The organism is Vibrio rhizosphaerae (assembly GCF_024347095.1).
Classification (GTDB): domain Bacteria; phylum Pseudomonadota; class Gammaproteobacteria; order Enterobacterales; family Vibrionaceae; genus Vibrio; species Vibrio rhizosphaerae.
Genome location: NZ_AP024903.1, coordinates 1077264 through 1102885, shown reverse-complemented (window position 1 = coordinate 1102885; position 25622 = coordinate 1077264). Strand labels below are relative to the sequence as shown.

Annotated in this window: 23 protein-coding genes and 2 tRNA genes; 14 read left to right on the top strand and 11 right to left on the bottom strand. The window is 47.2% G+C overall.

Features of this window, described 5'->3' with window-relative positions:
* Positions 1-248 precede the first annotated feature (248 nt).
* From OCV37_RS04740 to OCV37_RS04730, 3 genes are all read left to right on the top strand, one after another.
* A complete protein-coding gene (locus OCV37_RS04740) occupies positions 249-854 on the top strand; it encodes a YitT family protein (protein ID WP_038182013.1) in 606 nt (201 codons plus the stop codon).
* A gap of 190 nt (positions 855-1044) precedes the next feature.
* A tRNA-Tyr gene (locus tag OCV37_RS04735) sits at positions 1045-1129 on the top strand.
* Positions 1130-1177: 48 nt separating this feature from the next.
* Positions 1178-1262, top strand: a tRNA-Tyr gene (locus OCV37_RS04730).
* Positions 1263-1483: 221 nt separating this feature from the next.
* On the opposite strand, the gene gmhB is transcribed toward OCV37_RS04730, so the two are convergent.
* The gene (gene gmhB, locus OCV37_RS04725; RefSeq protein WP_038182016.1) at positions 1484-2032 is read right to left on the bottom strand and encodes a D-glycero-beta-D-manno-heptose 1,7-bisphosphate 7-phosphatase; all 549 of its coding nucleotides are present in this window, start codon (positions 2030-2032) and stop codon (positions 1484-1486) included.
* Between the two features lie 316 nt (positions 2033-2348).
* On the opposite strand from gmhB, the gene metN reads away from it, so the two are divergent.
* The 3 genes from metN (at position 2349) to OCV37_RS04710 (ending at position 4934) form a co-directional block, all read left to right on the top strand.
* The gene (gene metN, locus OCV37_RS04720) at positions 2349-3383 is read left to right on the top strand and encodes a methionine ABC transporter ATP-binding protein MetN (protein WP_038182018.1); all 1035 of its coding nucleotides are present in this window, start codon (positions 2349-2351) and stop codon (positions 3381-3383) included.
* Positions 3373-4050: a methionine ABC transporter permease gene (locus OCV37_RS04715; RefSeq protein WP_038182021.1), complete on the top strand. Its 678-nt coding sequence runs from the start codon at positions 3373-3375 to the stop codon at positions 4048-4050. Before metN ends, OCV37_RS04715 begins: the two co-directional genes overlap by 11 nt.
* Positions 4051-4124: 74 nt before the next feature.
* On the top strand, positions 4125-4934 hold the full coding sequence (locus OCV37_RS04710; RefSeq protein WP_038182024.1) for a MetQ/NlpA family lipoprotein: 810 nt from the start codon (positions 4125-4127) through the stop codon (positions 4932-4934).
* A gap of 95 nt (positions 4935-5029) precedes the next feature.
* Here OCV37_RS04710 and OCV37_RS04705 read toward each other — a convergent pair whose 3' ends face one another.
* Both OCV37_RS04705 and syd read right to left on the bottom strand, forming a co-directional pair.
* Complete coding sequence (locus tag OCV37_RS04705) at positions 5030-5806, bottom strand: Zn-ribbon-containing protein (RefSeq protein ID WP_038182027.1); 777 nt, start codon at positions 5804-5806, stop codon at positions 5030-5032.
* 3 nt (positions 5807-5809) lie between these two features.
* Positions 5810-6349 (bottom strand): SecY-interacting protein, encoded by a 540-nt coding sequence (gene syd, locus OCV37_RS04700; protein ID WP_390902289.1) that lies wholly within the window; start codon positions 6347-6349, stop codon positions 5810-5812.
* A 201-nt stretch (positions 6350-6550) separates the two neighbouring features.
* On the opposite strand from syd, the gene queF reads away from it, so the two are divergent.
* The 5 genes from queF (at position 6551) to xni (ending at position 13801) form a co-directional block, all read left to right on the top strand.
* Positions 6551-7396: an NADPH-dependent 7-cyano-7-deazaguanine reductase QueF gene (gene queF, locus OCV37_RS04695; protein ID WP_038182030.1), complete on the top strand. Its 846-nt coding sequence runs from the start codon at positions 6551-6553 to the stop codon at positions 7394-7396.
* Positions 7397-7419: 23 nt separating this feature from the next.
* Positions 7420-9702, top strand: coding sequence for a tetratricopeptide repeat protein (locus OCV37_RS04690; RefSeq protein ID WP_038182033.1), 2283 nt, complete (start codon positions 7420-7422; stop codon positions 9700-9702).
* Between the two features lie 367 nt (positions 9703-10069).
* Complete coding sequence (locus tag OCV37_RS04685; RefSeq protein WP_390902282.1) at positions 10070-11350, top strand: diguanylate cyclase domain-containing protein; 1281 nt, start codon at positions 10070-10072, stop codon at positions 11348-11350.
* A gap of 219 nt (positions 11351-11569) precedes the next feature.
* Complete coding sequence (ppnN, locus tag OCV37_RS04680) at positions 11570-12934, top strand: nucleotide 5'-monophosphate nucleosidase PpnN (RefSeq protein ID WP_038182036.1); 1365 nt, start codon at positions 11570-11572, stop codon at positions 12932-12934.
* Between the two features lie 81 nt (positions 12935-13015).
* The gene (xni, locus tag OCV37_RS04675) at positions 13016-13801 is read left to right on the top strand and encodes a flap endonuclease Xni (RefSeq protein ID WP_038182040.1); all 786 of its coding nucleotides are present in this window, start codon (positions 13016-13018) and stop codon (positions 13799-13801) included.
* Between the two features lie 38 nt (positions 13802-13839).
* Here the strand turns inward: xni and rlmM are convergent, their stop codons facing one another.
* From rlmM to pomA, 8 genes are all read right to left on the bottom strand, one after another.
* Entirely contained in the window at positions 13840-14931 is a 1092-nt protein-coding gene (gene rlmM, locus OCV37_RS04670) for a 23S rRNA (cytidine(2498)-2'-O)-methyltransferase RlmM (protein ID WP_038182715.1), read from the bottom strand.
* Entirely contained in the window at positions 14928-15326 is a 399-nt protein-coding gene (locus OCV37_RS04665) for a DUF423 domain-containing protein (RefSeq protein WP_038182043.1), read from the bottom strand. Before OCV37_RS04665 ends, rlmM begins: the two co-directional genes overlap by 4 nt.
* Positions 15316-15984, bottom strand: coding sequence for an alpha/beta fold hydrolase (locus OCV37_RS04660; RefSeq protein ID WP_051680576.1), 669 nt, complete (start codon positions 15982-15984; stop codon positions 15316-15318). The genes OCV37_RS04665 and OCV37_RS04660 overlap by 11 nt, the downstream gene beginning before the upstream one ends.
* Positions 15968-16894 (bottom strand): transcriptional regulator GcvA, encoded by a 927-nt coding sequence (locus OCV37_RS04655; RefSeq protein WP_038182046.1) that lies wholly within the window; start codon positions 16892-16894, stop codon positions 15968-15970. Before OCV37_RS04655 ends, OCV37_RS04660 begins: the two co-directional genes overlap by 17 nt.
* A 520-nt stretch (positions 16895-17414) precedes the next feature.
* Positions 17415-18863, bottom strand: a complete 1449-nt coding sequence (gene thiI / locus OCV37_RS04650) for a tRNA uracil 4-sulfurtransferase ThiI (protein ID WP_038182049.1) — start codon at positions 18861-18863, stop codon at positions 17415-17417.
* A 246-nt stretch (positions 18864-19109) separates the two neighbouring features.
* A complete protein-coding gene (locus tag OCV37_RS04645; RefSeq protein ID WP_038182052.1) occupies positions 19110-20018 on the bottom strand; it encodes an aldo/keto reductase in 909 nt (302 codons plus the stop codon).
* A gap of 158 nt (positions 20019-20176) precedes the next feature.
* Positions 20177-21157, bottom strand: coding sequence for a flagellar motor protein MotB (locus OCV37_RS04640; RefSeq protein WP_038182055.1), 981 nt, complete (start codon positions 21155-21157; stop codon positions 20177-20179).
* Positions 21158-21174: 17 nt separating this feature from the next.
* Positions 21175-21939 (bottom strand): flagellar motor protein PomA, encoded by a 765-nt coding sequence (gene pomA, locus OCV37_RS04635; RefSeq protein WP_038182057.1) that lies wholly within the window; start codon positions 21937-21939, stop codon positions 21175-21177.
* 591 nt (positions 21940-22530) lie between these two features.
* On the opposite strand from pomA, the gene xseB reads away from it, so the two are divergent.
* The 3 genes from xseB to dxs are packed head-to-tail and all read left to right on the top strand — an operon-like array spanning position 22531 to position 25560.
* Positions 22531-22785 carry an exodeoxyribonuclease VII small subunit gene (gene xseB, locus OCV37_RS04630; protein ID WP_038182060.1) on the top strand — a complete coding sequence of 85 codons (255 nt, stop codon included), beginning with the start codon at positions 22531-22533 and terminating at the stop codon, positions 22783-22785.
* Between the two features lie 6 nt (positions 22786-22791).
* A complete protein-coding gene (ispA, locus tag OCV37_RS04625) occupies positions 22792-23676 on the top strand; it encodes a (2E,6E)-farnesyl diphosphate synthase (protein WP_038182063.1) in 885 nt (294 codons plus the stop codon).
* Between the two features lie 21 nt (positions 23677-23697).
* Positions 23698-25560 carry a 1-deoxy-D-xylulose-5-phosphate synthase gene (dxs, locus tag OCV37_RS04620; protein WP_038182065.1) on the top strand — a complete coding sequence of 621 codons (1863 nt, stop codon included), beginning with the start codon at positions 23698-23700 and terminating at the stop codon, positions 25558-25560.
* Positions 25561-25622 lie beyond the last annotated feature (62 nt).

Here is a 25622-nt window from a genome sequence, read left to right as displayed (position 1 = left end):
TCTAATTTAGCGCGTATTCTACCTAAATTGATTTAGGTCATAAAGCCCAAATAGACAAATTATCATGCAGTTTTTTCATGATACCGAAAAGTCACACCACAATAACCATCATGTGTGTCAACTTTGCTGTTTACATCATGTAAAGTATCAAAGACATAGGTTTACCTGAATTTAGCCTATCTAGCTACCGAAAACGTCACCTTTTCTTTAGTATTCTCCGCAAATTGTCCCAATCCTTTTGACTATCGATGGAAAAGCACACATTTCAGGAAGACATTATTGCCATGATTACCGGGAGCTTTTTAGTTGCTCAGGGAATTATGTTTCTACAAGCAGCAAATGCCATTACCGGTGGCACAGCCGGATTAGCACTATTATTGAACCACTTAACGCCATACTCTTTTGGTGTGCTGTATCTACTGTGCAACACCCCTTTTTATTGGCTTGCCTGGAAACGATTCGGCCAACGGTTCGCGTTGAACAGTTTCATTTCCGGACTACTGGTTTCCCTGTTTACCGGACTATTTTCACCGCTGGTACAACTCACCGACACCAATCCTGTTTACGCTGCCATCAGCGGCGGCCTCCTGATGGGATTGGGTATGTTGATTCTCTTTCGCCACCGGTCAAGTTTAGGCGGCTTCAACGTATTCTGCCTGTTTGTTCAGGATAAATTAGGCATTTCTGTCGGTAAGACACAATTATGTATTGATGCATCGATTGTCTGTGCATCTTTCTTTTATCTCCCACCAGAGACAATTGCTGTTTCCATACTCAGCGCAGCTGTCCTCAATGTCGTCCTTGCGATGAACCATAAACCATCACGATATTGTGTCACTTACGGTTCATCATAAAGGGTCAAGTTCAGTGTTTTTTATCTTCTATAACTTGATATTGAACAAGAAATAGCACATTTGTCCAAAAAGACATCATTCAGTCATAAATTATTAGAAAAGGCTTTACAGGCTGCATAGGTTTGCTATGATGCGCCCCGCACCGAAGAGATGAATCGGGAATATTTCTTCAACACAACGTGCACACCCTGGAGGGGTTCCCGAGTGGCCAAAGGGAGCAGACTGTAAATCTGCCGGCTCCGCCTTCGATGGTTCGAATCCGTCCCCCTCCACCATATTCAACATGGTTGAATTATTTGATTCAGGCATGAACAAAACACTCTGGAGGGGTTCCCGAGTGGCCAAAGGGAGCAGACTGTAAATCTGCCGGCACTGCCTTCGATGGTTCGAATCCGTCCCCCTCCACCATATAGAAAAGCCAGCATATTGCTGGCTTTTTTTCTATCCGTTGCTTTTCTATCCGGTGACTCAGACCACTCAATTCACATCAGACTTCAGCGATACCCGTTGCTACTTCATATTGCAATAATTGCAAGCAAAGAGACTCGAACCAATACAGTGTCTCCCTGCTTTAATGACATCATCTCAATATGGCATCAATACTATCTTTTCTGAGTACAGAAAAACCATCAAGCCAAATAAGCCGGAACATCTTTGATGCTATCAAGCACCACATCGGCAAGTGATTCACCGGCTTCAGTCACGGGTTTTCCGGTACGGACCAGAATTGAAGTCCCGACGCCAGCCGCCTGAGCTGCAATCAGATCTGAGGGTTTATCCCCCACCATCACTGACTTCGCCATATCAATGTTGAGAAAATCACGGGCAGAGATAAACATGCCGGGACGCGGTTTTCGACAATCGCAGTTCTGCTTATATTTCTCGTCGCCATGCTCAGGATGATGCGGACAATAATAAATCCCATCCAACTCGATCCCACGGTCAATAAAGTTCCAGTCCATCCACTGCGTCAGGCTCAAAAAGCGCTCTTCGGTAAACAATCCCCGGGCAATTCCGGCCTGATTGGTCACCACTACTAAAAGATATCCCATATCCTTCAGGCGTTTTGTTGCCTCAAATACCCCATCAATGAAGTGAAAATCATGTTCATCATGAACATAGCCACTATCCATATTGATCACACCATCGCGATCCAGAAACACTGCTGGTTTAGCCAAAGCTTTACCCCATCCGACTGATTAATGTCGGCTATTATACTCAAACTCACACTTGGAGATACACCCAAATCCCTTCGTCTCCTGTTACAGATTTTTGATTGCTTTTTCCAGCCTAATCGCCACAATAATAACTTTAGACGTCTAGACGTCGAAAATGATTGACTTCATTATCATGAAGCCATAGCATCCATTACCAAATCGCAGGTGTTGTTCCGGATTGAATACAAATTCATCACGCAACACACCATACCTCAGCATACAATGCTTGATCTGAGGTGAAATGAATCAACTAAGTAGGTCCTAGTCAGGGTTTCTAATGATTGAAATAAATCACGTCAACAAAATGTTTGGTCAAGGCGACAATCAAATACTCGCCCTGAAAGACATTAATCTCCATATCCGGCAAGGGACGATCTTTGGTGTGATCGGCTCTTCCGGTGCCGGGAAAAGTACGCTGATACGCTGTGTCAATATGTTGGAGTCTCCCACCAGTGGTGAAGTCATTGTGGACGGTGTTGACCTGACCAAATTGAGTGCGGCTCAATTGTGTCAGGCCAGACGCAATATCGGCATGATATTCCAGCATTTTAATCTGTTATCATCCCGAACTGTATTTGACAATATTGCTTTACCGCTAGAACTTGCAGGTCAGAATCAGCAATATATCCATAATAAAGTCAATGAATTACTGACACTTGTCGGTCTTGCCGACAAAAAACAAGCCTATCCGTCCAACCTCAGTGGCGGGCAAAAGCAACGCGTTGCAATTGCCCGCGCACTGGCGAGTGATCCGAAAGTGCTGTTATGTGATGAAGCCACCAGTGCATTGGATCCGGCCACGACCCAATCAATTTTACAACTGCTTAAACAGATTAACCGTCAGCTAGATATCACGATTTTGCTCATCACACATGAGATGGATGTAGTGAAAAGCATCTGTCATGAGGTCGCCATCATCGGTGACGGAGAGTTGGTTGAAAAAGGTAGTATCAGCGATATTTTTGCCCATCCGAAAACCGAGCTCGCACACCAGTTTATTCGCTCGACACTGGATTTATCGATTCCGGAAGATTACGAAAATCGCCTGCATCCTGAACGGGTTCCGGGCAGTTATCCGCTTGTCCGGATGGAATTTACCGGCGCGACGGTTGATGCCCCGTTGGTTTCACATATCTCACGGGATTTTAATATGGATGTGAATATTCTCAGTTCTGATCTCGATTATGCCGGCGGTGTCAAATTTGGCATGTTGGTCGCAGAACTCCTTGGAGAAGCGGCCAACGATCAGGCCGCAATCGAATATCTCCGTTCACAGCATGTAAAAGTAGAGGTCCTTGGGTATGTCAATTAACCTCATCGTTGACTGGATCAGTCAAAACAGCCATCTGATTTTGAACGCCACTTGGCAAACCGTTTATATGGTTGCATTTTCAGGTCTGGTCGGCTTCCTCATTGGTATTCCGCTCGGGGTCATCCTGCATATTACGAAACCGAAGGGATTATTAGAAAACAGACGCCTTAATCGTATTTTAGGTGCCGTGGTCAATGTCGGTCGTTCGGTACCGTTTTTGGTCTTAATGGTTGCTATTATTCCGTTCACCAAACTCTTGATCGGTACATTTATCGGCACCACCGCAGCCATCGTCCCATTGACCATCGGTGCGATTCCGTTTGTTGCCCGGCTGATTGAAGGGGCGCTGCTCGAAGTCCCTGCCGGTCTGGTTGAAGCCGCCCAAGCTATGGGGGCGAAACCGCTGCAAATCATTACCAAAGTGCTGTTACCGGAAGCGATGCCAACCATTCTCAATTCAGTCACGATTACGATGGTGACACTGGTCAGTTACTCGGCGATGGCAGGAACGGTCGGTGGCGGCGGTCTCGGGGATGTGGCCATTCGTTATGGTTTCTACCGTTATGACATTACCGTGATGGCGGTGACCGTTGTCATGCTCATTGTTCTGGTTCAGATTATTCAGTCAATTGGCGATGCGATTGTGCGCCGGGTTGACCATCGATAACCGACCGTCCAACTAAACAATAACAACACCGATGATTGATGATCATCGTTCAGGATTAAGCCAAGGAGAAGTACATGAAATTAAGTCTAAAGGGTTTACTAACGATTGCGACGGCAGCTTCAGCACTCGTGCTGGCCAGTTGTGGCGATAAAACTGCCGATAATAACAAAATCAAAGTAGGTGTCATTGCCGGGGCAGAAACTCAGGTTGCCGAAGTTGCTAAGAAAGTGGCAAAAGATAAATATAACCTCGATGTCGAGCTGGTCACATTTACTGATTATGTCACGCCTAATGCTGCACTTGATGATGGTTCTGTTGATGTAAACGCATTCCAGCACAAACCCTATCTGGACCAGCAAATTGCAGACCGTGGCTACAAATTAAAGATTGCTGGCAAGACGTTCGTTTACCCGATTGCCGGATATTCCAAAACAATCAAATCGGTTGATGCTCTGAAAGCAGGTGACCGAATTGCGGTTCCGAATGATCCAACCAACCTTGGCCGCTCATTGATTCTCCTTCAACAGCAAGGTCTGATTACCTTACGTGATGGTGTTGGTCTAAAAGCCACAGTGCAAGATATTGTCAAGAATCCAAAGCAGTTAGAAATCCTTGAATTAGATGCAGCCCAACTGCCACGTTCACTGGATGATGTGACGATTGCAATCATCAATACAACCTTTGCCAGCCAACTGCACCTCTCTCCAGAAAAAGATGGTCTTTTTGTCGAAGACAAAGAATCACCATATGTGAACCTGATCGTCGCACGTGAAAATAACGTCAATGACCAAAACGTGCAAAACTTCGTCAAAGCCTATCAGACAGATGAAGTTTATCAGGCTGCGATGAAAATCTTCAATGACGGTGTTGTCAAAGGCTGGTAAAACCAATAACAGCGGTCAGCGTGATAACAGGCTGCGTCTTACGACAAAAAAAGGGCATTCAATGCCCTTTTTTATGGCTTCATTTTGCTGAACACTTACTTCAGGTAATCCCACGACAGGTTCGACACAATCCGGCATGCATCACATTTGAAATGGAAAATATCATGCAGAGGCCCGGCTAACCGCCATTCACCACCACATTTCGGACAACGACGATGTTGTTCATCTTCCAGGCTGGTTCCGCCGACACGGTACTGATAATAGTAAGTGGGAATTTTCGTCAAATACTCAATGCGTCCCCGCAAATCCCAGCCACGTCGGAACAAATCACTATCCGGCATCATGATCTCGGTTAAAGCAGCGTGTTCCGCCTGACACCCACCGGCCATCTGTAATTCATCACAAGCCTGCCATTCTGTCTGCCACTTAATCACCGCTTTATGATCCCCATTGAAGGTCGCTGGAATCCGGTACAAAGGAATCGGCAGAAGCGTTTCACCATTGCGCAATGGCGAGCAAGTATGCACATAGGTCGTATAAAGCACCTGCCATTGACGCGGTTCATCGGGATCGGTTTGCTCCGAGTGAATATCCCGCCCCAGAACGCGCACTTTGGGAGCCAGTAAGCTCGCCTCTGCCAATCTGGCGAGACAACGCCGGACAAAATCGGAGTGATAACGCGGATGCAAGCTCTGTTTCTCCGCACACACCGCACGGACAAAAAACTCACCGTCGCCCATCACCACCGGAAATTCCCGACCCAGAATCTGGCCGTTAAACCGCAGGGCTTCCAGTAAACCGGAAATCACCCCTTCAACGGCAGCAACCGTGGTGTTATCAAAACATTCAAACTGGAGTTCAACAACGTACATCCGTTACACCATCGGTTCTAATTGATCTAAGAAAGTATCGAGCGTCGGTGCCAGTACATCCCGTTTCGAGGTGCCGAGACGCTCCAGAATCACTTCACCACTGAGATTACAAATCGAAATCACATCAAGTTCTGCATCGGTAGCCGCAATAAAAACCGTTGGTTTGAGTTTCAACCGGCGCTGGGTGACCAAATGACCCAAGATATTCTCCTGCAACCGGGTGAAATCGGCCTCACTCCAGACTTGGAGTAACGTCAGTGACTCACCCTGCCAGCGAGCCGCCATATCGGCACAAAACTGCGTGCCGTAAAACGCCTTGATATCCTCATGTAAAGTCAGCTCAATCGCCTGCTCAGTACTTGAAAAGTCAGCAGGTTCACCCCGGCTGACAGGCTGCCAGTACACCATGTCGCCCCGGGTCGTCTCAATACAAGGTGAAGGCCAATCGGCTAATTCGGAATTCATTGGCAAACAACCATGTTCCTGTTGATATGCCAAGACATAACGCTGACAAAACTGCGTCAGGGATGATAATAGAACCATTTCATTCATGCGATTCTCCGAATGATCACTGTAATACCGCCATTTTCTTCGGCCCGTGCCAAAGAAAGCAATCGCGCTCCGTTGATGATCAGGCTTATCCGATAATTTACCGATCATTTCACGAAGAAAGCCCACGCCTAATGACATTGGCAAGTGGATTGCGTAAAATTCCCCGTATTCTAAACGAATTTAGTCCTGAGCATGAGCAAATATTCCGATAACGAGTCCTTGGCTGACCTAAAATTAGGCCAACAGACTGTCTATGCAAGTCATTATGATCCATCACTCCTACAAGCCGTTCCGCGAAGTCTGAACCGAGATGAACTGCAGTTAGCGGCTCCTCTGCCGTTTCAGGGATGTGACCTCTGGACGCTGTACGAACTCTCATGGCTCAATGCCAAAGGATTACCTCAGGTCGCGATTGGATACGTGTCAATCCCGGCCACCAGCCCAAACCTGATCGAATCCAAATCATTTAAACTGTATCTAAATAGTTTGAATCAGACAAAGTTTGACGATTGGCAAGCGGTTCATGCCAGACTCAGTGCCGATCTATCTGACTGTGCCGGTGAAGAGGTCACGGTCAACCTCCGGCATGTCAATGATTTTACTCACCAACACATCATCACAATGGAAGGTGAATGCATTGACGAGCAGGAAATTGAAATCGAACAGTATGCATTCAATGCCGCTTATCTGGAACAAGCAACCGGCGAGACCTTTGTTGAAGAAACGCTGCACAGCCATCTGTTGAAATCCAATTGTCTGATCACCAATCAACCGGACTGGGGCAGCGTTGAAATCCGTTACCGGGGCAAACAGATCAACCGTGAAGCATTACTCCGTTATCTGGTTTCTTTCCGTGAACACAATGAGTTTCATGAACAGTGTGTGGAACGAATCTTTACCGACTTGATGAAGTATTGTGCCCCACAAACGTTAACCGTGTATGCACGGTATACCCGCCGCGGGGGGCTGGATATTAATCCTTACCGCTCAACGGAAGACAGTCAGCCAGCCAGCATCTTGCGTATGGCACGTCAATAAGTCGGCTTGGAGTCACCATTGAGATGATCAGAACCATCCGGAATGCGCTATTTTTATGGTTGCTTCTCAGTAGCTGTCCGATAGCATTTGCCAGTGTTTATACTTCTCCGACACTGGAAGAAGCCAACCTACTTCTGGATATTTCGCCGAAAGAAGCGCAGTCACTGACATCGACTTACCTGACCAGAAGAATCTTATCGGACACCAACGAAAAAACCCAGACGAAAATCACCAGCGAGAGCTCAGATAACCTCATCCGCACACCAAACTCTAGTGTTGAAGCCATGGAAATTCTGGCTCAGGCACTGTTTCGTCAGGGATATTATGATGAAGCGATGCGTTATCTGAAAAAAGCCATCGCATTGACTCAACAATACCAGCTCCCTTATCTGGAAATTGAGGTGCGTCAGTTAGAAATTCGGCTGAACTGGCTTCTCAATCATGATTCACAACTGGCCCGGGAACAGCTCAAAAAACTCTCCGCTGCATTAGCTCAGCTAAAAAATGCCGAACAGCTTGGCAAAAGAATCCACTATCATATTTTGATGCTTCTGGCGGAAATTGCCTCAAAATCCAATGAGAATGAACGGGCAGAAAACTATTATGAAGAGGCCAAAACCTACATCAGTGAAACACAATCCGTCAAAAGACAAATTGAGTACCACATTCAGGTCGGGAAGCACTATCTGAATCACAAACGTTACAATAAAGCCCTCTCAGAGCTACTGACCGCTTATTGGAGTGCCTTAGAATCCAATGACAGTGCCTTACTGGCGATGACCAATTCGCTCTTGGCCCAACTGTTTTATGAACGGAAGGTACTGGACCGCGCACTGCTTTATCTGGCTCAGGCTGCTGACTTTTATGATAGTTATGAGGAATCTCCCGTACTGGTGGATATCCTCAAACGGATGGGTGATATCTACTATCAGCAAAGTAAATTCAATCTGGCTCTCGTCTACTATCTCAATGTGCTGGATCACTCGGTCACACAACACGAAATGCAACTGTTTATTGGGGTGCGGATTCGTCTGGCATCGACCTATATGCAGCTCTACAACTACCCGTTAGCCGAGGATTACCTGTCAGCGATCGAGCCGTTACTGACCCAATTCGACTTTCCTCAGTTGCAGGGACAGGCTTTGCTCCTGAAAGCGGGGATCGCTTTTTATCAAAAAGACACATCCCGGGCAATCGCGCTGGCACGTCAGTCCGCTGTGCTGGCAGGACAGACTCACGATGATCAGACGCTGATGCAAGCGTTAAAACTGCTCTCCGATGCATCAGAGAAACAAGGACACTATTTAGAAGCTTTAAACTATTCACGTCAGTACAACCAACTGACGCAAAGACAGCAAAATCAGTTAAATCACATCAGCGAAGAAGCGTTCAAACAGCAAAAAATGTTTGTCGAACAGACATTACATCTGGCAGGACAAGACCGGGCGCTGAAACAACAGGAAAAACATTACCGATATTTACAAAATGTCGCTTACGGTCTTTTTGCGGCCGGATTCATTTTCTTTCTATTCATTTTGCGCCGTGGTTACATTATTCGCCAACAAAACGAAGAAATTGAATATCTCAACAATCACCTGTTCATGCATTCCCGCTCCCGTTTGAATAATCTGCGCATGCTGAACGAAGACCTCTCTACGTCTTTGCAAAAGAGCAGTCATACCTATGAGCAATGGCATATCGGTGAGTTAATCCACGAACCGCTCAGTGATCGATTACGCTTCGCGATGATCGATATACCTTTCCTACGGAATATGTATCTTGAGCATGGTTATACGGAAGGTCTCAAGCTTGAGCTAGCATTGGGCGAGTATCTGAAAGACAAGCTGGATGAACGCACACGCTTGTTCCATTTTACCGATGCCAACCTTATCTACGTGGAAAACAACCACATGCCCGCGGATGAAAACAATGAAACATCACCACAGGCACTGTTCGAAAAAATTCAAAGTTGGGTGAATGAATTTCAGCCATCCAGCCCGTTGAACCGAATCATTCGCATCGGTATCACCGATTACCCGTTTTTACCCAAAGCGTATACCGCAATCAATGAGAAAGAGTTACTGGATATTCTGTTGATGGCGACCAGTGCATCCAGAAAGCTCAGTATTACGGAAAAGAGTAGCCATTGGGTCTATTTGAAAGCAATCGACAATGCGCCAGCGGCCAGCTTTGCCACCGACGATATTCGTCAAGCCTGCCGGCAAGCGATTAGCCAAGGTCTGATTAAAGTACATTCTTCGCATAAAAATGAAGAAAGCATCAAGAATCTGCTCAAGGATACATAAATCAGGTTGCAACCATGCTGCTGTGACGAATGACAGGCGCGAACCGCCTTTATCAACGACGTCGCAGATAGAATACCGATGGATCGATTTGCTCATTCATTACAGCGTACGACAGATATGATCCTGTCTGATACCTGTTTAGATCCCAACTCAATAAAGTTCGTTTGACACACAGAGCGACTTCGGTTCAAATTTGAGGAAAACAAGCGTGTATTGAAACAATGTATCATTTTTCTGTCATCTGTTGACATGACAATGACATGCCAGATCACCCTGATGATACTGGCAAGAACAAACAAAATAACAAAAATGCAGATTCCCCTGAACTTGCTGTGATTGATAAATACTGAAACAACAGACGTTGACTATGGAAAAGACGACAATGACCAATCTTGAACGCCACATTCGTCATGGCGGAGAGACTTTGTTAAGAATTCCCGGTTTACCCTCAAAGGTAAAACGGGATCTTCGTGATCTGTTGAGCGTCTCTTCGGTTCATCCATCGCCCAAATCAGAGCAAGCGGTAAAATTACTGGGCCTTTATGAACGCTCGGTCAAAATTATTGCAACGAATCCACATCGCGCAAATGCCATGAGTTATACGGCAGAACAAGCGCTGCACAAAAAATTATCCGATGAGCTGCAAACCCTAATCACTGAACTGGATTTTGAAGGCGAATCCGGCGAGGTGCTGATGGATATCCGCGCCAAGTTATTGGTCGGCGTCCCCCCCGATACATTACTGGAATTGACGCTGGAAGTGTTGCGTCTGGTGGTTGAGGGAACAACGCATGAACGTAAACAATCAGAACAGTTCCTTGAGCAGATGAATAGTGCCTTGGCAACGCACCTGAAAAGTACCAAGCAAAGCATTCAACAGAGTCAGAGTTATCTGTCACACCGTCAGGAAATGAATCAAGAATTCAATACACTGATGACCCAAAGTAATAAGATTCTGAAAGACGAACAGGATTATGCCTCACTGAAATCCGGTCTCATGCCACTACTGGCTCAGTTGACGGCTTTATCAGAACGACTCACTCATGCTGAGCAGCGAGAAAAAGCATTGATTGAACGGATGGAATACACGCGTAATCAGGCTGAATCACTGTACGAATCAACCCAAGATTATCGCTGCCGGCTCGAAGATCAAGCGCAGAGAGTACTGCAAGATCCGTTAACCAAAGTGTATAACCGGGCTGCTTTTCATAATCGGATGGAATTAGAGTATCACCGTTGGATCAAGAACCAGCATCCTCTGCGGGTGGTGTTGCTCGATATTGATAATTTTAAGGCACTCAACAAAAACTTTGGTTACTCAGCCGGTGATAAGGCCCTGAAAATCATTGCAAAAACAATTCAAAAAGAACTGTCAGAAACCGATACGGTCGCTCGCTTTTCCGGTGAAGAATTCATGATTATCATGCCGGATCGGGCCGAACAGGAAAGTTATCTGCTAGTGCAGACCATTTTACGTCAAGTCGAGCGGCTGCCTTTTAAATTTAAAGATAAACACCTCACCATTACCCTGAGTGCATCCAGCGTTGCCTTTCAAGAAGGAGATACGCCGGAAGCGCTTCTTGAACGGGTCTATCATGCACTACAAAAAACCAAAAAAACCGGCCCCAATCAAGTTATCTGGCAATAAATCACCTGAGTATCCAAACCACCCCAAATGATGTTTTTTTAATCAAATCCAGACAATAGAGTGACATTCATCACATCATTGAACAGTATCAGTTCCCTAGTTGATCATCTACGGACTAGATTGTTACTGTAAAATCATACAGTTATTATACCTGTTTATCATTAGCCTCAACCTATTAGAAAAACATATTATTCCGTACTGATTATCAAGGAGGCATTCATGATTACTCATATCAGCCCGACCGGAAGTATGGATCTGCTCTCGCAGATTGAAGTGGAACGCCTGAAGAAAACAGCATCCAGCGGGGATCTGTACCAACTCTACAGAAATTGTACACTGGCTGTCCTGAACTCAGGCAGTCACACAGACAGCTCGAAAGAGTTACTGGATAAATATCAGAATTTCGATGTCAACGTTCTCCGGCGGGAACGGGGCATCAAACTAGAATTGATTGAGCCGCCAGAACATGCCTTCGTCGATGGTGAAATCATCAAAGGGATTCAGGAACATCTGTTTTCCGTTTTACGCGACATTGTTTACGTCAACATGCATCTCGCAGACAGCAAACGATACAATTTGGCTGACTCTGTCTATAACACCAATTTAGTCTTCGATATCTTGCGCAATGCCCGGACGCTGGTTCCCGGTATCACACCCAATTTAGTGGTTTGCTGGGGCGGCCATTCAATCAATCCGGTCGAATACCAATACACCCGCGAAGTCGGTAATGAACTGGGCCTGAGAGAACTGAATATTTGTACCGGCTGTGGCCCGGGTGCCATGGAAGGACCGATGAAAGGCGCGGCAATCGGCCATGCCAAACAGCGTTATAAAAATGCCCGCTACATTGGTTTGACTGAACCATCCATTATTGCGGCAGAACCACCCAACCCAATCGTCAATGAACTCATCATCATGCCGGACATTGAGAAACGTCTGGAAGCATTTGTGCGTATGGCACATGGTATTGTGATCTTCCCTGGCGGCCCGGGGACCGCTGAAGAACTGCTATATATTCTCGGCATCATGATGCATCCGGATAATGCTGAGCAGCCGTTGCCGATTATCCTGACCGGCCCGCAAGGCAGTGAAGATTATTTTAACTCTATCGATAAGTTCATCAGTGAAACATTGGGAGATGCGGCCCGCAAACACTATCAGATCATCATTGATGATCCGGCGAGAGTCGCACGTAAAATGAATGAGGCTATGCCTGTTGTCCGCCAATTCAGAAAAACACATGGTGACGCGTACAGTTTCAACTGGTCGCTCAAAATTGATCCTGAATTCCAAATGCCATTTGTCCCCAATCATCACGCGATGGCGAATCTTGACCTGCATATGAACCAAAAACCGGAAGTGCTTGCAGCCAATCTGCGGAAGGCGTTTTCAGGGATTGTGGCAGGAAACGTCAAAGCAGAAGGTATTCGGGAAATCGAACAGCATGGCCCCTTCATCATTGACGGCGATCGGGCAATCATGCAGAAAATGGACAAGCTGTTGAAAGACTTCGTCCAACAGAATCGCATGAAGCTACCCGGCGGACAGGCTTATGAACCCTGCTATAAAATAGCGAATCACTAGCATCGGTTGCCCGCGTGCGCTATTTTCCCCTAGAATAAGGGCTTCGGCCCTTTTTAACTCGCACCAGATTGAAGAACGCCCATGTCGCTACACCTTGTCATTATTGACGCACTCAACCTGATTCGCCGCGTTCACTCAGCGCAACCGAATGCTGAAGAGATTGAGAGAACCATCCAAACCACCAGCCGAACCTTAACCAAAATTATCCAAGAAACATCACCCACCCATATTATCGCTGTGTTTGATCATGACTCAGATGATCGGGGCTGGCGGGCAGAACTGTTACCGCAATATAAAGAAAAACGCCAACCCATGCCCGAAGCTTTAAGACAAAACATGGATGCGATTCAGCAAGCATGGTGGGAACTGGGAATCGACTCACTGCTCTCCAGCGGTGATGAAGCGGATGATCTGGTTGCCACACTGGCGACCAAAGTCGCCAGTCATCAGGAACAGGTAACGATCATTTCAACCGATAAGGGCTACTGTCAGTTGCTCTCCCCGACGCTCAGAATTCGTGACTATTTCCAGCATCGCTGGCTGGATCAAGACTTTATCGCTCAGGAATTCGGTGTCCAGCCCGAACAACTCTGTGACTACTGGGCACTGGCGGGGATTCACTCCAGTCAGGTTAGTGGGATACCGGGGGTTGGCCCCAAAGCTGCGAAGGAAATTCTCAATCAATGCAACGACATTGAACAAGCCTGTCAAAGCACAACACTGCCACAGAAATATCAGAAAAAGCTCACCGAACATATCGAACTGGCCCGTCAGTGCAAAGCCGTCGCGACACTCAAAACCGATATCGAGCTGGGATTTAACTTGCAGGATATCCGTTTTCAGCCATCAGAAAGCGTGCCTGACTGACACGCTTTACTGCCTTGCTCGGTGATTGAGCTATCTTGTTAGTGAGGCGAGATATTCGATAAACACTGAACATGCACGGTGATTTCTTCCCGGTCATGGTAAAGATGCTTGGCCTGTAGACGAAAGTTGACGTGATTGTCTTTCAGGAAATATCTGAGATTGTCGATATCCTGCAATACTTCATCATAACGTCCCTTCATCGGCAGTTTCAGATTAAACAGCGCCTCTTTAGCCCACCCACGGATCAGCCACTCTCCCATCAGTTGCGCTACGCGAGACGGCTTCTCGACCATATCACACACCAGCCAAGTCACATTTTTACGCGGTGGCTCAAATTTGAAGCCATCTTCCATATGATGTTTGACCTGACCGGTCTCCATCAGGCTGTCGGCCATCATACCGTTATCGACGGCATGCACAAACATCGACCGTTTCACCAGCTGATAAGTCCATCCGCCGGGACATGCACCCAGGTCAACCGCCCACATTCCCGAGGCCAACCGTTCATCCCATTCCGAGCGAGGAATAAAAACATGAAATGCTTCTTCCAGTTTCAGGGTCGAACGACTCGGCGCATCCGCCGGGAATTTCAAGCGGGGAATTCCCATGAAAAACGGAGAGTTATTATTGGTATAGGAATAGCCGATATAACAATGGCCGGGGGCGATAAAACACACATGCAATGCAGGCTTCTTCGGTTCATCCTTACCAAACAGAATGCCTTTGCCCCGCAGAGCCTGACGCAGTGGCACCGTAAATTTACGGCAGAATTTCAGCAATTCTTTGGCTTCATTGGTATCCGGCGTTTCGACCCGCAGATCGCCACAACGAGGCAATGTTTCAACATCACCCAAAACCTGAAGAATGGGAGAAATCCGATCGGTACTCGGTAATGATTCACACGTCGCGGAGACGGCAAACATCTGGCGGGCAAAAATCAGGCTCTGAAAATCAATCTCACGGATCAACTTATCAGCATCGCCCTCCTGATAACATTCGAACAGCACATATCCGGTTTGATACTTCAAACGGGGAAAGCCAAACACTTCGATCCGACTTGCCTTGTCCTGAATTTCTCCGGCACATTCTTTCTCAAAACCGGCACGGCAATAGAGCATGACCTGCTTCACTGATTCACCTCGTTCATATTCCATGCAGCGACAAACATCAGTACCCATCCTAAAATAAAACAGACGCCGCCGAGCGGCGTGACAGGACCAAACCATTTCACCCCAGTCAGGGCTAACGCATACAGGCTGCCGCTAAAACAAAAGATGCCGATAATAAAACAGATTCCAGCCCGATAAAAATATTTCTGCACCGCTTGGTGCGACGCCAGCATCACCATCACGCCACAGGCCAACAACGCTAAGGTATGAATCAACTGGTAACGGACTCCAACTTCGAAGACTGCCAGTAAATTCGGTGCTAAAACCGCTTTTAAACCATGAGAGGCAAATGCACCTAACCCCACGCCAGATGCGCCAAAACAGGCAGCAAAAAGAACTAACAATCTACTTTTCATGATTCATGCTCCAGATAAATGCACTTAATTGTTCCACAACCCGGGTTAAGTTGTCTTGCTCGGTATACCCAGAACGTTTACGAGGCTTAAAACTATGATCGCCATCCGGCACATAAACCACCTCAACCTGCGAACTCAAGGTCATTACCATCACTTCATCCCGGCAACCAAAGGTATCCCGTTCTCCCTGTAAAATCAGACACGGCTTGTCACACGTTGCTAAATGCTCACCTTTAAACTTCTCCGGCTTGCCCGGCGGATGAAACGGAAACCCTAAACAGGCAATCCCTTTCACCAGCTCGTGCTGAGTGAGTAAGCTTGCCATTCGCCCACCCATAGATTTTCCCCCGATCACCACCGGCCGGGTCGCATACTGCTGTATCACCTCATCAAACGCAGCAAGCAGTTTCGGGGCGCGATCCGGCGGAAACTGCTTTGCTTCCTGCGCTCTGCGAATCATATACGGAAAATTAAAACGCACCACACGGATGCCAGTTTCAGCCAGTCCACTGGCAACCTGCGCCATAAACGCATGATCCATATCTGCCCCGGCTCCGTGGGCAAAAATAAATACCGGGCCATCACTGGGGCCGTTCAATTGTACCTGTGCACTACCCGGCTGGTAGGTCTCGCTTGCGATATCATTCTTTGCTGTCATAGTTTTCATCCAACATAACCTCTTGCTCCCGTCGGGCCCGGTTCAGCATCCAGTTCCGAAATGTCGCAATCCGTCCGGTATTGGCCTGTTTCTCATGACAGACCAGATAGAAAGCGTTATCGGTCATCAACACTTTATCAAATAAAGGCACCAGCCTCCCGGCTTCAATTTCTGGCTGAGCCAGTACATTATTGCCCAGCGCAATTCCCTGACCATGCGCTGCCGCCTGTAAAACCATCGTTGTATGACTGAAAATCGGCCCATGATCAACGGTAATCCCGGACAAATGATTTTCCCGGGCAAAGGTTTTCCAATCCTGTCGGGAGGTATCATGCAGTAACGTATGGTGAGATAAATCTGCCAATGAATGCAGCGGTTTCCCCTGCGCCAGCAATAATGGTGAACAAAGCGGGATCAAAAACTCCTGATAAAGTTTATCGGTGCGTAAGCCGGGCCATTGTCCTTTACCGTAATAAATCGCAACATCGACATCATCGACTAAAGAGCCTTCTTCCTTATCAACTGCTTTTATCCGAACATCGATATCCGGCTGCTGTTGATTAAAGTCCGCCAGACGCGGCACCAGCCACTGAATCGCAAAACTGGGCGGTAGACTGATGGTTAATGTGCCCTTTTCACTCCGCGACAGGAGTTTATCTGTTGATTCTTGGATCGCTGTAAAAATATCTTTAATTTCAAAAAAATAACTTTGCCCCTCTTCTGTTAACAAAAGAGAGCGATTTCTGCGGATAAATAGCTTCAGTCCGAGAAATTCTTCTAAAGACTTGATTTGATGGCTAACCGCAGCCTGAGTGACATATAACTCTTCCGCGGCTTGAGTGAAGCTTAAATGACGTGCTGCGGACTCAAAAACCCGCAGCGCATTCAGAGGAGGCAACCTTTTGTTCACACCATGATCCTCAATCGAATTGGATTAGTTTTTTTTATGCGAAGCATTATAATTTGTCCATTGTTTACCTGCCAGAAAAACTCTATATTTTGTGCCGCAGACAAGTCTGAATGACTTGATTCTCCTTAGGATCAATAGACTTTGTGTTGCGATGTTGTGTTTGCAAACTCGTATTTCGAGTATGTGGTGTTTCACCACTTGTTCTGTGGCTCCCAGCCACAAAGCATACTTCCTGTATTTATTTTGACCTGTCTGTCAAATATTCACACCGCCTTCCGATGGGCGGTGTATTTTTATCTGTCCGAACTGATTTTTCAGTCCCCAGCGCTACCGCGGTCAAAACCGACTCACACGCGATGACATCATCTTAAAACACAAGATTAACAGCCCTGTTTTGCGGAATATCGGTCTGAAAATTGTCGTTGGGCCCATAAACGGAACCCCCCAGCCTAGCTGGGGGGGTTCTCTATACAAAAAAACCAGCCTCATGACGGCTGGTTTGTTCAACTTCAAAAACCGTTTAAGGACGATAAACCTTAACGTTCTCAAACCCCTGTTCTTTGAGATACAGCGCTTGTAAACGGCTCATCACCCCGCGGGCACAGTACAGTAAATAGGTTTTGGACTGATCTAAATCACCGAACTGGGTGGCCAGTTTATAAAACGGCAGATGTTTCACTTCGACGCCTTCTAATATCAACGGATGTTCATCTTCTTCATCCGGGCTGCGGATATCCAGCACAACCGCATGCTCCTGAATTGCATCAACCAGCTCAACTTCCGGTGCCTGCTGCGCCGTTTCCTGCGCAATATCACGGATGTCCATCTGACGAGCACTATGGATCACCTGATCGAGAATGGCAAAATCAAACTTGGCTTCCTCTGCTTCCAGCTTCGCCTGAACCGCTTTCACCGTCGGACGACGAGAGATGACCCCGCAATATTCCGGCATCGTTTTGGCAAAGTCTTCGGTGCCGATATCCCGGGCAAGGTTGATAATATCTTCTTTATCCCAGTTAATCAGCGGACGCAGAATCAAACGCTCAGTAACCCCATCAATATGGCGTAAATTGGTCAGAGTCTGACTGGAAACCTGCCCTAACGCTTCACCGGTAACCAATGCCTGAATATCAAACCGTTCCGCGATCATTCCGGCCGCCCGCATGAACATACGTTTCAGTACGACGCCCATTTGTCCGTCATCGACTTTTTCCAGAATTTCCGCAACAACCGGCTCAAAATCAACGGAAATAAAGCGTACTTTGGCAGACGAACCAAACTTATTCCATAAATAGTAAGCGACCTGCTTCACGCCAATTTCATGCGCCGGACCGCCTAAATTAAAGAAGCAATAATGTACTTTAGAGCCACGTTTGATATGCAGATAGCTGGAGACGCCGGAATCAAACCCACCGGAAATCAGGCTCAGCACATCTTCTTGGGTTCCGAGCGGGAATCCACCCAGTCCGCGATGACGGGCAATAATCTGGTTCAGTTTATCGCCTGACACTTCGACCCGAACCACGACATCCGGGTTGTTGAGTTTTACCCGGGCACTTTCAACCGCTTGGTTCAACCCGCCACCGACGTAGCGTTCCAGTTCAATTGAGGTAAAATCATGCTGGCCGCGTCTTTTGGCACGAACCACAAAGGTTTTGTTTTCAATCTTATGCCGGCTATGCGCTAACACCTGCTCATAGATATCATGCAAGTCGCTGAACTCAGACTGCTGGACTTCAAGCACATGATGAATACCCGGTGTATGGGTCAGAATTTCCAGCGTTTCCGCATAATATTGATCGCTCTCTGAGGTGACTTCAATATGATCACGACGATTAAATACCGCAACCGATTCAGTCCGTCGTTTAACAATATTGCGAATATTACATTCGAGAATTTTGGTAAAACGTTTCCGTACCGATTCACTTTTAACAAAAATTTCCGGATGGGGCTTAACAATAAATTTCATAGGATCATTCGCAACTCAGATTAATACGTCACTGTCTGGTTTACACGGTTTGGCTGTTAACAGCATCAACAAACAGCAATGAAAGGCGCAGAATTATACACGAGAAGCCGTGACAGGGAAAACATCTATTCTGCCGGACAGCGGTTCTCGGTGAGTGTTGATGAAAAAGGGTCACTCAGATAGCGTGACATCGCTTGTTAGTCTCTGAGTGACATCATTGGATGTTCGGACGGGTATCGCGTCGATTCAGGGGACCGAATGACCTTTGGATGCAACCCAAATACGATACCATTGCTCACGGCTCAACTCGATTTCCAGCGCAGCGACAGCAGCGCTGACCCGCTCGATTTTACCCGAGCCAAGGATCGGTATCGGTAATGCGGGTAAACGCCTGACCCAGGCATAAATCACCTGATCAATACTTTGCGCCCCCACTTCCTGGCCGATGTCTGTCAGCGTCTGACGGACACGTCGGGCTTGTTCACTCTCACCGTTAAAAATTGCACCGCCTCCCAGACATGACCAGGCCATCGGCCGGGTTCTGAGCATTTGCATCTGATCTAAAGTGCCGTCATGGGCAACTTCAAAATTAAGCGGATTAATTTCAACTTGATTGGTGACCAGTGGTTTATCAAGACGAGACTGTAACAAATCGAATTGTGCAGGGGTAAAATTAGACACACCGAAGTGTTTTACCTTTCCCGCCTGATGCAATGTAGCAAACGCTTCCGCTACCTCATCGGCATTCATTAATACGTCAAGACGATGAATCAACAACACATCGATTTCGTCAATGCCGAGGCGCGTCAGTGAGTTATCGACGGACTGGAGAATATGGGCTTTGCTCGTATCGTAATGATTGATTTGTCGGTGTGGAAACGCATCACCACAAAGCTGAATATCGCACTTCGTCACAATCTGAAGCTGCTGACGAATCGCAGGTTCGAGCGCTAATGCTTCACCAAACAAACTTTCACATGTGTACTGACCATAAATATCCGCATGATCAACCGTGGTAATCCCGAGTTCAAGATGCTGCTTTAAGAAAGACAACCGCGCCTGCGGAGTCATCTGCCATTCGTCGAGCCGCCAGTATCCCTGCGCAATTTCTGAAAATACCGGTCCCTGTGCTGCAATGGTTACTTGATTCACCATATTTCCTCTCCGTCTAATCAATGATTTATCTCGATAAAATTCGATAAAAAAAGTAAGCACCAAGGCTTACTTTTCACTTCTGTCACGATTCTAACACGCTGGATACTGTCTGCATTTGATCTCGCAACATTGATCGGAATCCACACTCATCCTCGCGATTATGGCTGTTTTGTACCGGAGCCGGCGGATGGTTGCTGTACCGACGGTACTTCGTCACTATAAGTCGGCTTACCTTGCAAAATACTGATATCCACACGTCTGTTTTGAGCCCGACCTTTGGCAGTATCATTCGAAGCGACCGGTTGTGTATCAGCCATCCCGCGGACTTCCATTCTTTCATGATTAAAACCGGGGACTTTTTCCATTTCCTGAGCCACCGAGACAGCCCGCTGCGCTGATAAATCCCAGTTTGAACGATACAACTCAGAGTCGAGCGGCTGATTATCCGTATGACCGGAAATCCTGATAATACCGGGAATATCTTTAACCAACTCCGCAATTTGCCGCACCAACGGGCGGAACTTCGGTTGTAAAAACGCCGAGTCTTTGGGGAATGCACCTTTTTCACGAATCCGAATGACAATTTCCTGACCAAGGTTTTCAACCTCGACAGCGCCCTGCTCAATTTCTGTGGCTAATGCTTTTTGCAGATTTTCCGAGACAATTTCCATCTCTTCTGTACTTGGGGACTGCGCTTGCTGTTGCTGGTCAACCGAATCATCATTCTGATTATCCTGAGTCGATGTTTCCGGAGACTGACCACCGGTCAGATCGCCTTCTTCTCGTTGTGTCCCACCCGCACGATCAGCATCACCTTCCTGAAATTCAAGAGTTTGCTGTGTAATATCAATCGTTTGCTGCATGATAACATCGATGGGGGTCGGTTCCGGCCGCCCGGGTCTGAATTCCTGAGCGATGACACTGGTCCCTTTCGGGATATCTTTCACTTCCAGTCGGTTCTGAACCCCGAAGGCAAATTTCATCGAGCCGGCAATCTGCTTAAACTTCAGGACATCCATTTCGGAGAAAGAGAGCAGCAACACGAAGAAACACATGAGCAGAGACATGAGATCAGAAAATGTCGCCAGCCATGCCGGCGCGCCGGGGGGCGGACATTTACATTTATTCTCTTCATCCATTGTTGACTTCCCCGCGCTTATTCGTTGTCCACATCCATCGCTCGCTTGCCTTCATTCAGGTAGTTTTTCAAATAACCGTCGATCACGCGAGGGTTTTGACCATCCTGAATCGCCAGAACACCATCCATAATCAGGCGACGATTCAACATCTCCTGCTCACGGCGCAAAGCCAACTTATCTGCAATCGGGAAAAAGATCATGTTAGCCATGACCGCACCATAAAGTGTCGTCAACAATGCCACCGCCATCGCCGGACCAATGGATTTCGGGTCATCCATGTTTGACAGCATCGCCACCAGACCAACCAGCGTCCCGATCATTCCCATTGCAGGTGCAACATCACCATAGGCTCTGAAGACCGCGGTTCCGGCCTCGTGACGCTCTTCTGTCAGTGAAATATCCTTTTGCAGGGCGGAACGAACGACGTCTGCATCATGACCATCAACCAACAGGTCAATCCCTTTCTGCATAAAGCTGTTACTGATTTCCATCTCTTCTAAGGCCAGAAACCCGCCTTTCCGCGCTGCATCTGCCATTTCGACGATTCTGGCAATCAAATCTTCCGGTTCATCCGCTTTAAACATAAAGGCTTTTGCTGCGATTTTACCTGCCCCAAAAAATTGCCCGAAAGTAAACTTCATCATGACAACGCACGTTGAACCACCGACAACGATTAACACCGAGGTGATGTCCAAGAACATCATCAGACCACCACCCAAAACCATGGCCATTATGATAAAGGCTAAACCACCTATCAAACCAATCAGTGTAGCTAAATCCACGAAACACTCCTCATGCACCATTCAATTTTGAGAGTTCTCTGACTCAAGGTATCGGCAACGGCATTAAATCTTTAACTAAATTATGGACTCTACACGCCAAAAAATGCAGTAAAGTCTTTATATTACCCAACTCATTTTCCCCGTCGTCTTAAGATACAGTGACAACAGAAATCCGTCACGTCCCATCAATACCGGATGTTCTCTCAATCCGCACGCTTCGGGGAACTGCGTATAAGTTTATACCGAAAACCAATAGAAAATCATAGATGCATCATTGAATCCTCACCAAAGCCCGATATTTATGATCTCTGGCAAAACTTATCGCCTGACCGCGTAAATACGGCACAAAAGCAACCGGCGTTGATTGAATGTAAACGCTTTATCTGTCGAAATCATGTCAGTGACGGACATTTGTGATGGCATAAACGCTATATGTTCCATCGTTCAAAACGCAACAATGACCGTTTGGGCGATTGATTTTTTCGAATTCGAGAGCAAAATTGTGTTGTGAGAGTAAATTCTTCCGGTTCTATTTGACCATCTCCACGCCCTGCGGTAACTTTCCCCCATTCCTCACCGATTGGAAGTTCTATGGCGAGCAAAAAACCTGAAAATATGTCATATGAGGCCACAATTGAAGAGTTGGATACGCTAGTCAACCAACTTGAAAATGGTGATTTGCCCTTGGATGACGCCCTGAAAACATTTGAACGGGGTATTGCACTGGCCCGGGCGGGTCAAGCGAAGCTCAACGATGCTGAACAGCGCGTCAAAATTCTGCTCAGTGACAGTGATGAAGCAGCCCTGAGTGATTTTGTCGAATCCGATGACCAATCCGAAGTATAAGTTCATATGATAACCACCCTAAGCACTTATCAGGCTCGGAATAACCAGCAGTTAAATCGCTGGCTGGAGCAATTTCCGCATCAGCATCAATCGCTGATTGAAGCGATGCGCTATGGATTATTGTTAGGCGGAAAGCGCATTCGCCCCTATCTGGTTTACATCACCGGGCTGATGCTGGGATGCCAACAGGAAGAACTGGATACCCCGGCATCGGCAATTGAGTGTATCCATGCTTATTCCCTGATCCATGACGATTTACCGGCCATGGACGATGATGCATTACGTCGCGGGCAACCGACCTGCCACATCCGTTTTAATGAAGCAACTGCAATTCTGACCGGCGATGCCTTGCAAACACTGGCTTTTACCATTCTGGCTGAGGGAGCACTGGCGGAGAATGCCGAACCTTACCGGGTCAAGATGATACAGGCTTTGGCACATGCATCCGGGGCAATGGGGATGTGCATGGGGCAAGCGTTAGATCTCGAAGCCGAACGTCGTCAAGTGACGTTGAGCGAATTAGAAGAGATTCACCGCCACAAAACCGGCGCTCTGATTCGATGTGCTGTACGTCTCGGTGCGTTATCCGCCGGTGAAAAAGGTCAGGCGATTCTGCCCTATTTAGATCGTTATGCCGATGCCATCGGTCTTGCATTTCAAGTTCAGGATGACATTCTGGATATTATCAGCGATACCGAAACTCTCGGGAAACCGCAAGGTTCGGATTCCAAACATCACAAAAGTACTTATCCCTCATTACTGGGACTCGACGGAGCGGAGCAAAAAACACAGTCTTTATTGGATGAAGCAATTCAGGCTCTGGACTCCATTCCTTATAATACTGATTTACTTGAACAGTTCGCTCGCTATGTAGTCGAGCGGAAAAGTTAACAAAATCATAAGCATAAAATAATGACCCTTGATATTTCAAAATATCCGACACTGGCATTGGCAAATACGCCTCAGGAGCTGAGAACGCTGCCGAAAGACGTGCTGCCGAAATTGTGTGACGAGTTAAGAACCTACTTACTCAATTCGGTCAGTCAGTCCAGCGGACATCTGGCCTCTGGCTTAGGTACCGTTGAACTGACTGTCGCGCTTCACTATGTCTATGAGACACCATTTGATCGCCTGATCTGGGATGTGGGCCATCAGGCCTACCCACATAAAATCCTGACCGGCAGACGCGAGGCCATGCCGACGATTCGCCAAAAAGATGGCCTTCACCCCTTCCCGTGGCGTGAGGAGAGTGAATATGACACCTTGTCGGTCGGTCACTCATCAACCTCAATCAGTGCTGCATTAGGGATGGCAATTTGTGCCAGTAAAGAAGGTAAATCGAGAAAAGTTGTCAGTGTCATTGGTGATGGTGCCATTACGGCAGGAATGGCTTTTGAGGCCATGAATCATGCCGGTGATCTGCATCCTGATATGCTGGTGATTCTCAATGATAATGAAATGTCGATCTCAGAAAATGTTGGTGCTCTGAATAATCATCTGGCACAACTACTCTCCGGTCATTTCTATACCTCGATCCGAGAAGGCGGTAAAAAAGTCCTTTCCGGCCTGCCGCCGATTAAAGAGTTTGCGAAGAAAACCGAAGAACACCTGAAAGGGATGGTCGTGCCGGGCACCTTATTTGAAGAGCTCGGGTTTAACTATATCGGCCCGGTTGACGGACACGATGTCGTTGAACTGGCAAAAACATTGAAGAATATGCGAGAGCTCAAAGGCCCGCAATTTCTCCATGTGATGACCAAGAAAGGCAAAGGTTACGAGCAAGCCGAAAAAGATCCGATCGGCTACCATGCAGTACCAAAGTTTGACCCAAACGATACGTCATTGCCGAAAAACAACGGTGCGCTCCCGACTTATTCAAAAGTCTTCGGTGACTTTCTTTGCGATATGGCAGCGCTTGATCCAAAACTGCTGGCGATTACCCCGGCCATGAGAGAAGGCTCCGGAATGGTGGGCTTTTCCAAAGCTTACCCGGACCAATACTTTGACGTTGCAATCGCAGAGCAACATGCCGTAACACTAGCTACCGGTATGGCAATTAGCGGCTATCATCCGATTGTCGCTATTTATTCAACCTTCCTGCAACGCGGCTACGATCAATTAATTCATGATGTGGCCATTATGGATTTGCCGGTGATGTTTGCCATTGACCGGGCCGGTCTGGTGGGTGCTGATGGACAAACCCATCAGGGCGCATTTGATCTCAGCTTCCTGCGCTGTATTCCCAATATGGTGATTATGGCCCCAAGTGATGAAAATGAATGTCGGCAAATGCTTTACACCGGCCATCAACATTCAGGGCCAAGTGCTGTGCGCTACCCGAGAGGGACCGGTACCGGCGCTGAAATTCAGCACCAGTTTACCGCACTGGAAATCGGCAAAGGTCGCATTGTGAGACAAGGTAAAAAAGTGGCCATTCTCAATTTTGGGGCTTTACTGCCGCACGCGCTCACCGCCGCTGAAATGCTGGATGCAACAGTCGCAGATATGCGCTTTGTCAAACCGCTGGATGAGGCCTTGATTCGCGATCTGGCCCAGCACCATGACGTGCTCGTCACGTTGGAAGAAAATGCCATTGCCGGTGGTGCCGGTGCCGGTGTGATTGAATTACTGATGAAAGAGAAACTGCTTAAACCCACATTAAATCTGGGATTACCAGACCACTTTGTTCATCAGGGCACTCAAAGTGAATTACATGCCGAACTCGGATTAGATGCAACGGGAATTACGCAGTCGATTCGCGATTATATGCAATGAAATGGTTGTCCCCTTTTGTAAATAACAATCTCAATACATTTTAACGGCAACACCTGCAATCA

Excerpts from the sequence above, each read along its gene's own strand:
- OCV37_RS04740 (WP_038182013.1), top strand. The coding sequence starts at position 249 with ATGGAAAAGCACACATTTCAGGAAGACATTATTGCCATGATTACCGGG.
- metN (WP_038182018.1), top strand. The coding sequence starts at position 2,349 with ATGATTGAAATAAATCACGTCAACAAAATGTTTGGTCAAGGCGACAAT.
- OCV37_RS04715 (WP_038182021.1), top strand. The coding sequence starts at position 3,373 with ATGTCAATTAACCTCATCGTTGACTGGATCAGTCAAAACAGCCATCTG.
- OCV37_RS04710 (WP_038182024.1), top strand. The coding sequence starts at position 4,125 with ATGAAATTAAGTCTAAAGGGTTTACTAACGATTGCGACGGCAGCTTCA.
- OCV37_RS04705 (WP_038182027.1), bottom strand. The coding sequence starts at position 5,806 with ATGTACGTTGTTGAACTCCAGTTTGAATGTTTTGATAACACCACGGTT.
- syd (WP_390902289.1), bottom strand. The coding sequence starts at position 6,349 with ATGGTTCTATTATCATCCCTGACGCAGTTTTGTCAGCGTTATGTCTTG.
- queF (WP_038182030.1), top strand. The coding sequence starts at position 6,551 with ATGAGCAAATATTCCGATAACGAGTCCTTGGCTGACCTAAAATTAGGC.
- OCV37_RS04690 (WP_038182033.1), top strand. The coding sequence starts at position 7,420 with ATGATCAGAACCATCCGGAATGCGCTATTTTTATGGTTGCTTCTCAGT.
- OCV37_RS04685 (WP_390902282.1), top strand. The coding sequence starts at position 10,070 with ATGGAAAAGACGACAATGACCAATCTTGAACGCCACATTCGTCATGGC.
- ppnN (WP_038182036.1), top strand. The coding sequence starts at position 11,570 with ATGATTACTCATATCAGCCCGACCGGAAGTATGGATCTGCTCTCGCAG.
- xni (WP_038182040.1), top strand. The coding sequence starts at position 13,016 with ATGTCGCTACACCTTGTCATTATTGACGCACTCAACCTGATTCGCCGC.
- OCV37_RS04665 (WP_038182043.1), bottom strand. The coding sequence starts at position 15,326 with ATGAAAAGTAGATTGTTAGTTCTTTTTGCTGCCTGTTTTGGCGCATCT.
- OCV37_RS04660 (WP_051680576.1), bottom strand. The coding sequence starts at position 15,984 with ATGACAGCAAAGAATGATATCGCAAGCGAGACCTACCAGCCGGGTAGT.
- thiI (WP_038182049.1), bottom strand. The coding sequence starts at position 18,863 with ATGAAATTTATTGTTAAGCCCCATCCGGAAATTTTTGTTAAAAGTGAA.
- OCV37_RS04645 (WP_038182052.1), bottom strand. The coding sequence starts at position 20,018 with ATGGTGAATCAAGTAACCATTGCAGCACAGGGACCGGTATTTTCAGAA.
- OCV37_RS04640 (WP_038182055.1), bottom strand. The coding sequence starts at position 21,157 with ATGGATGAAGAGAATAAATGTAAATGTCCGCCCCCCGGCGCGCCGGCA.
- xseB (WP_038182060.1), top strand. The coding sequence starts at position 22,531 with ATGGCGAGCAAAAAACCTGAAAATATGTCATATGAGGCCACAATTGAA.
- ispA (WP_038182063.1), top strand. The coding sequence starts at position 22,792 with ATGATAACCACCCTAAGCACTTATCAGGCTCGGAATAACCAGCAGTTA.
- dxs (WP_038182065.1), top strand. The coding sequence starts at position 23,698 with ATGACCCTTGATATTTCAAAATATCCGACACTGGCATTGGCAAATACG.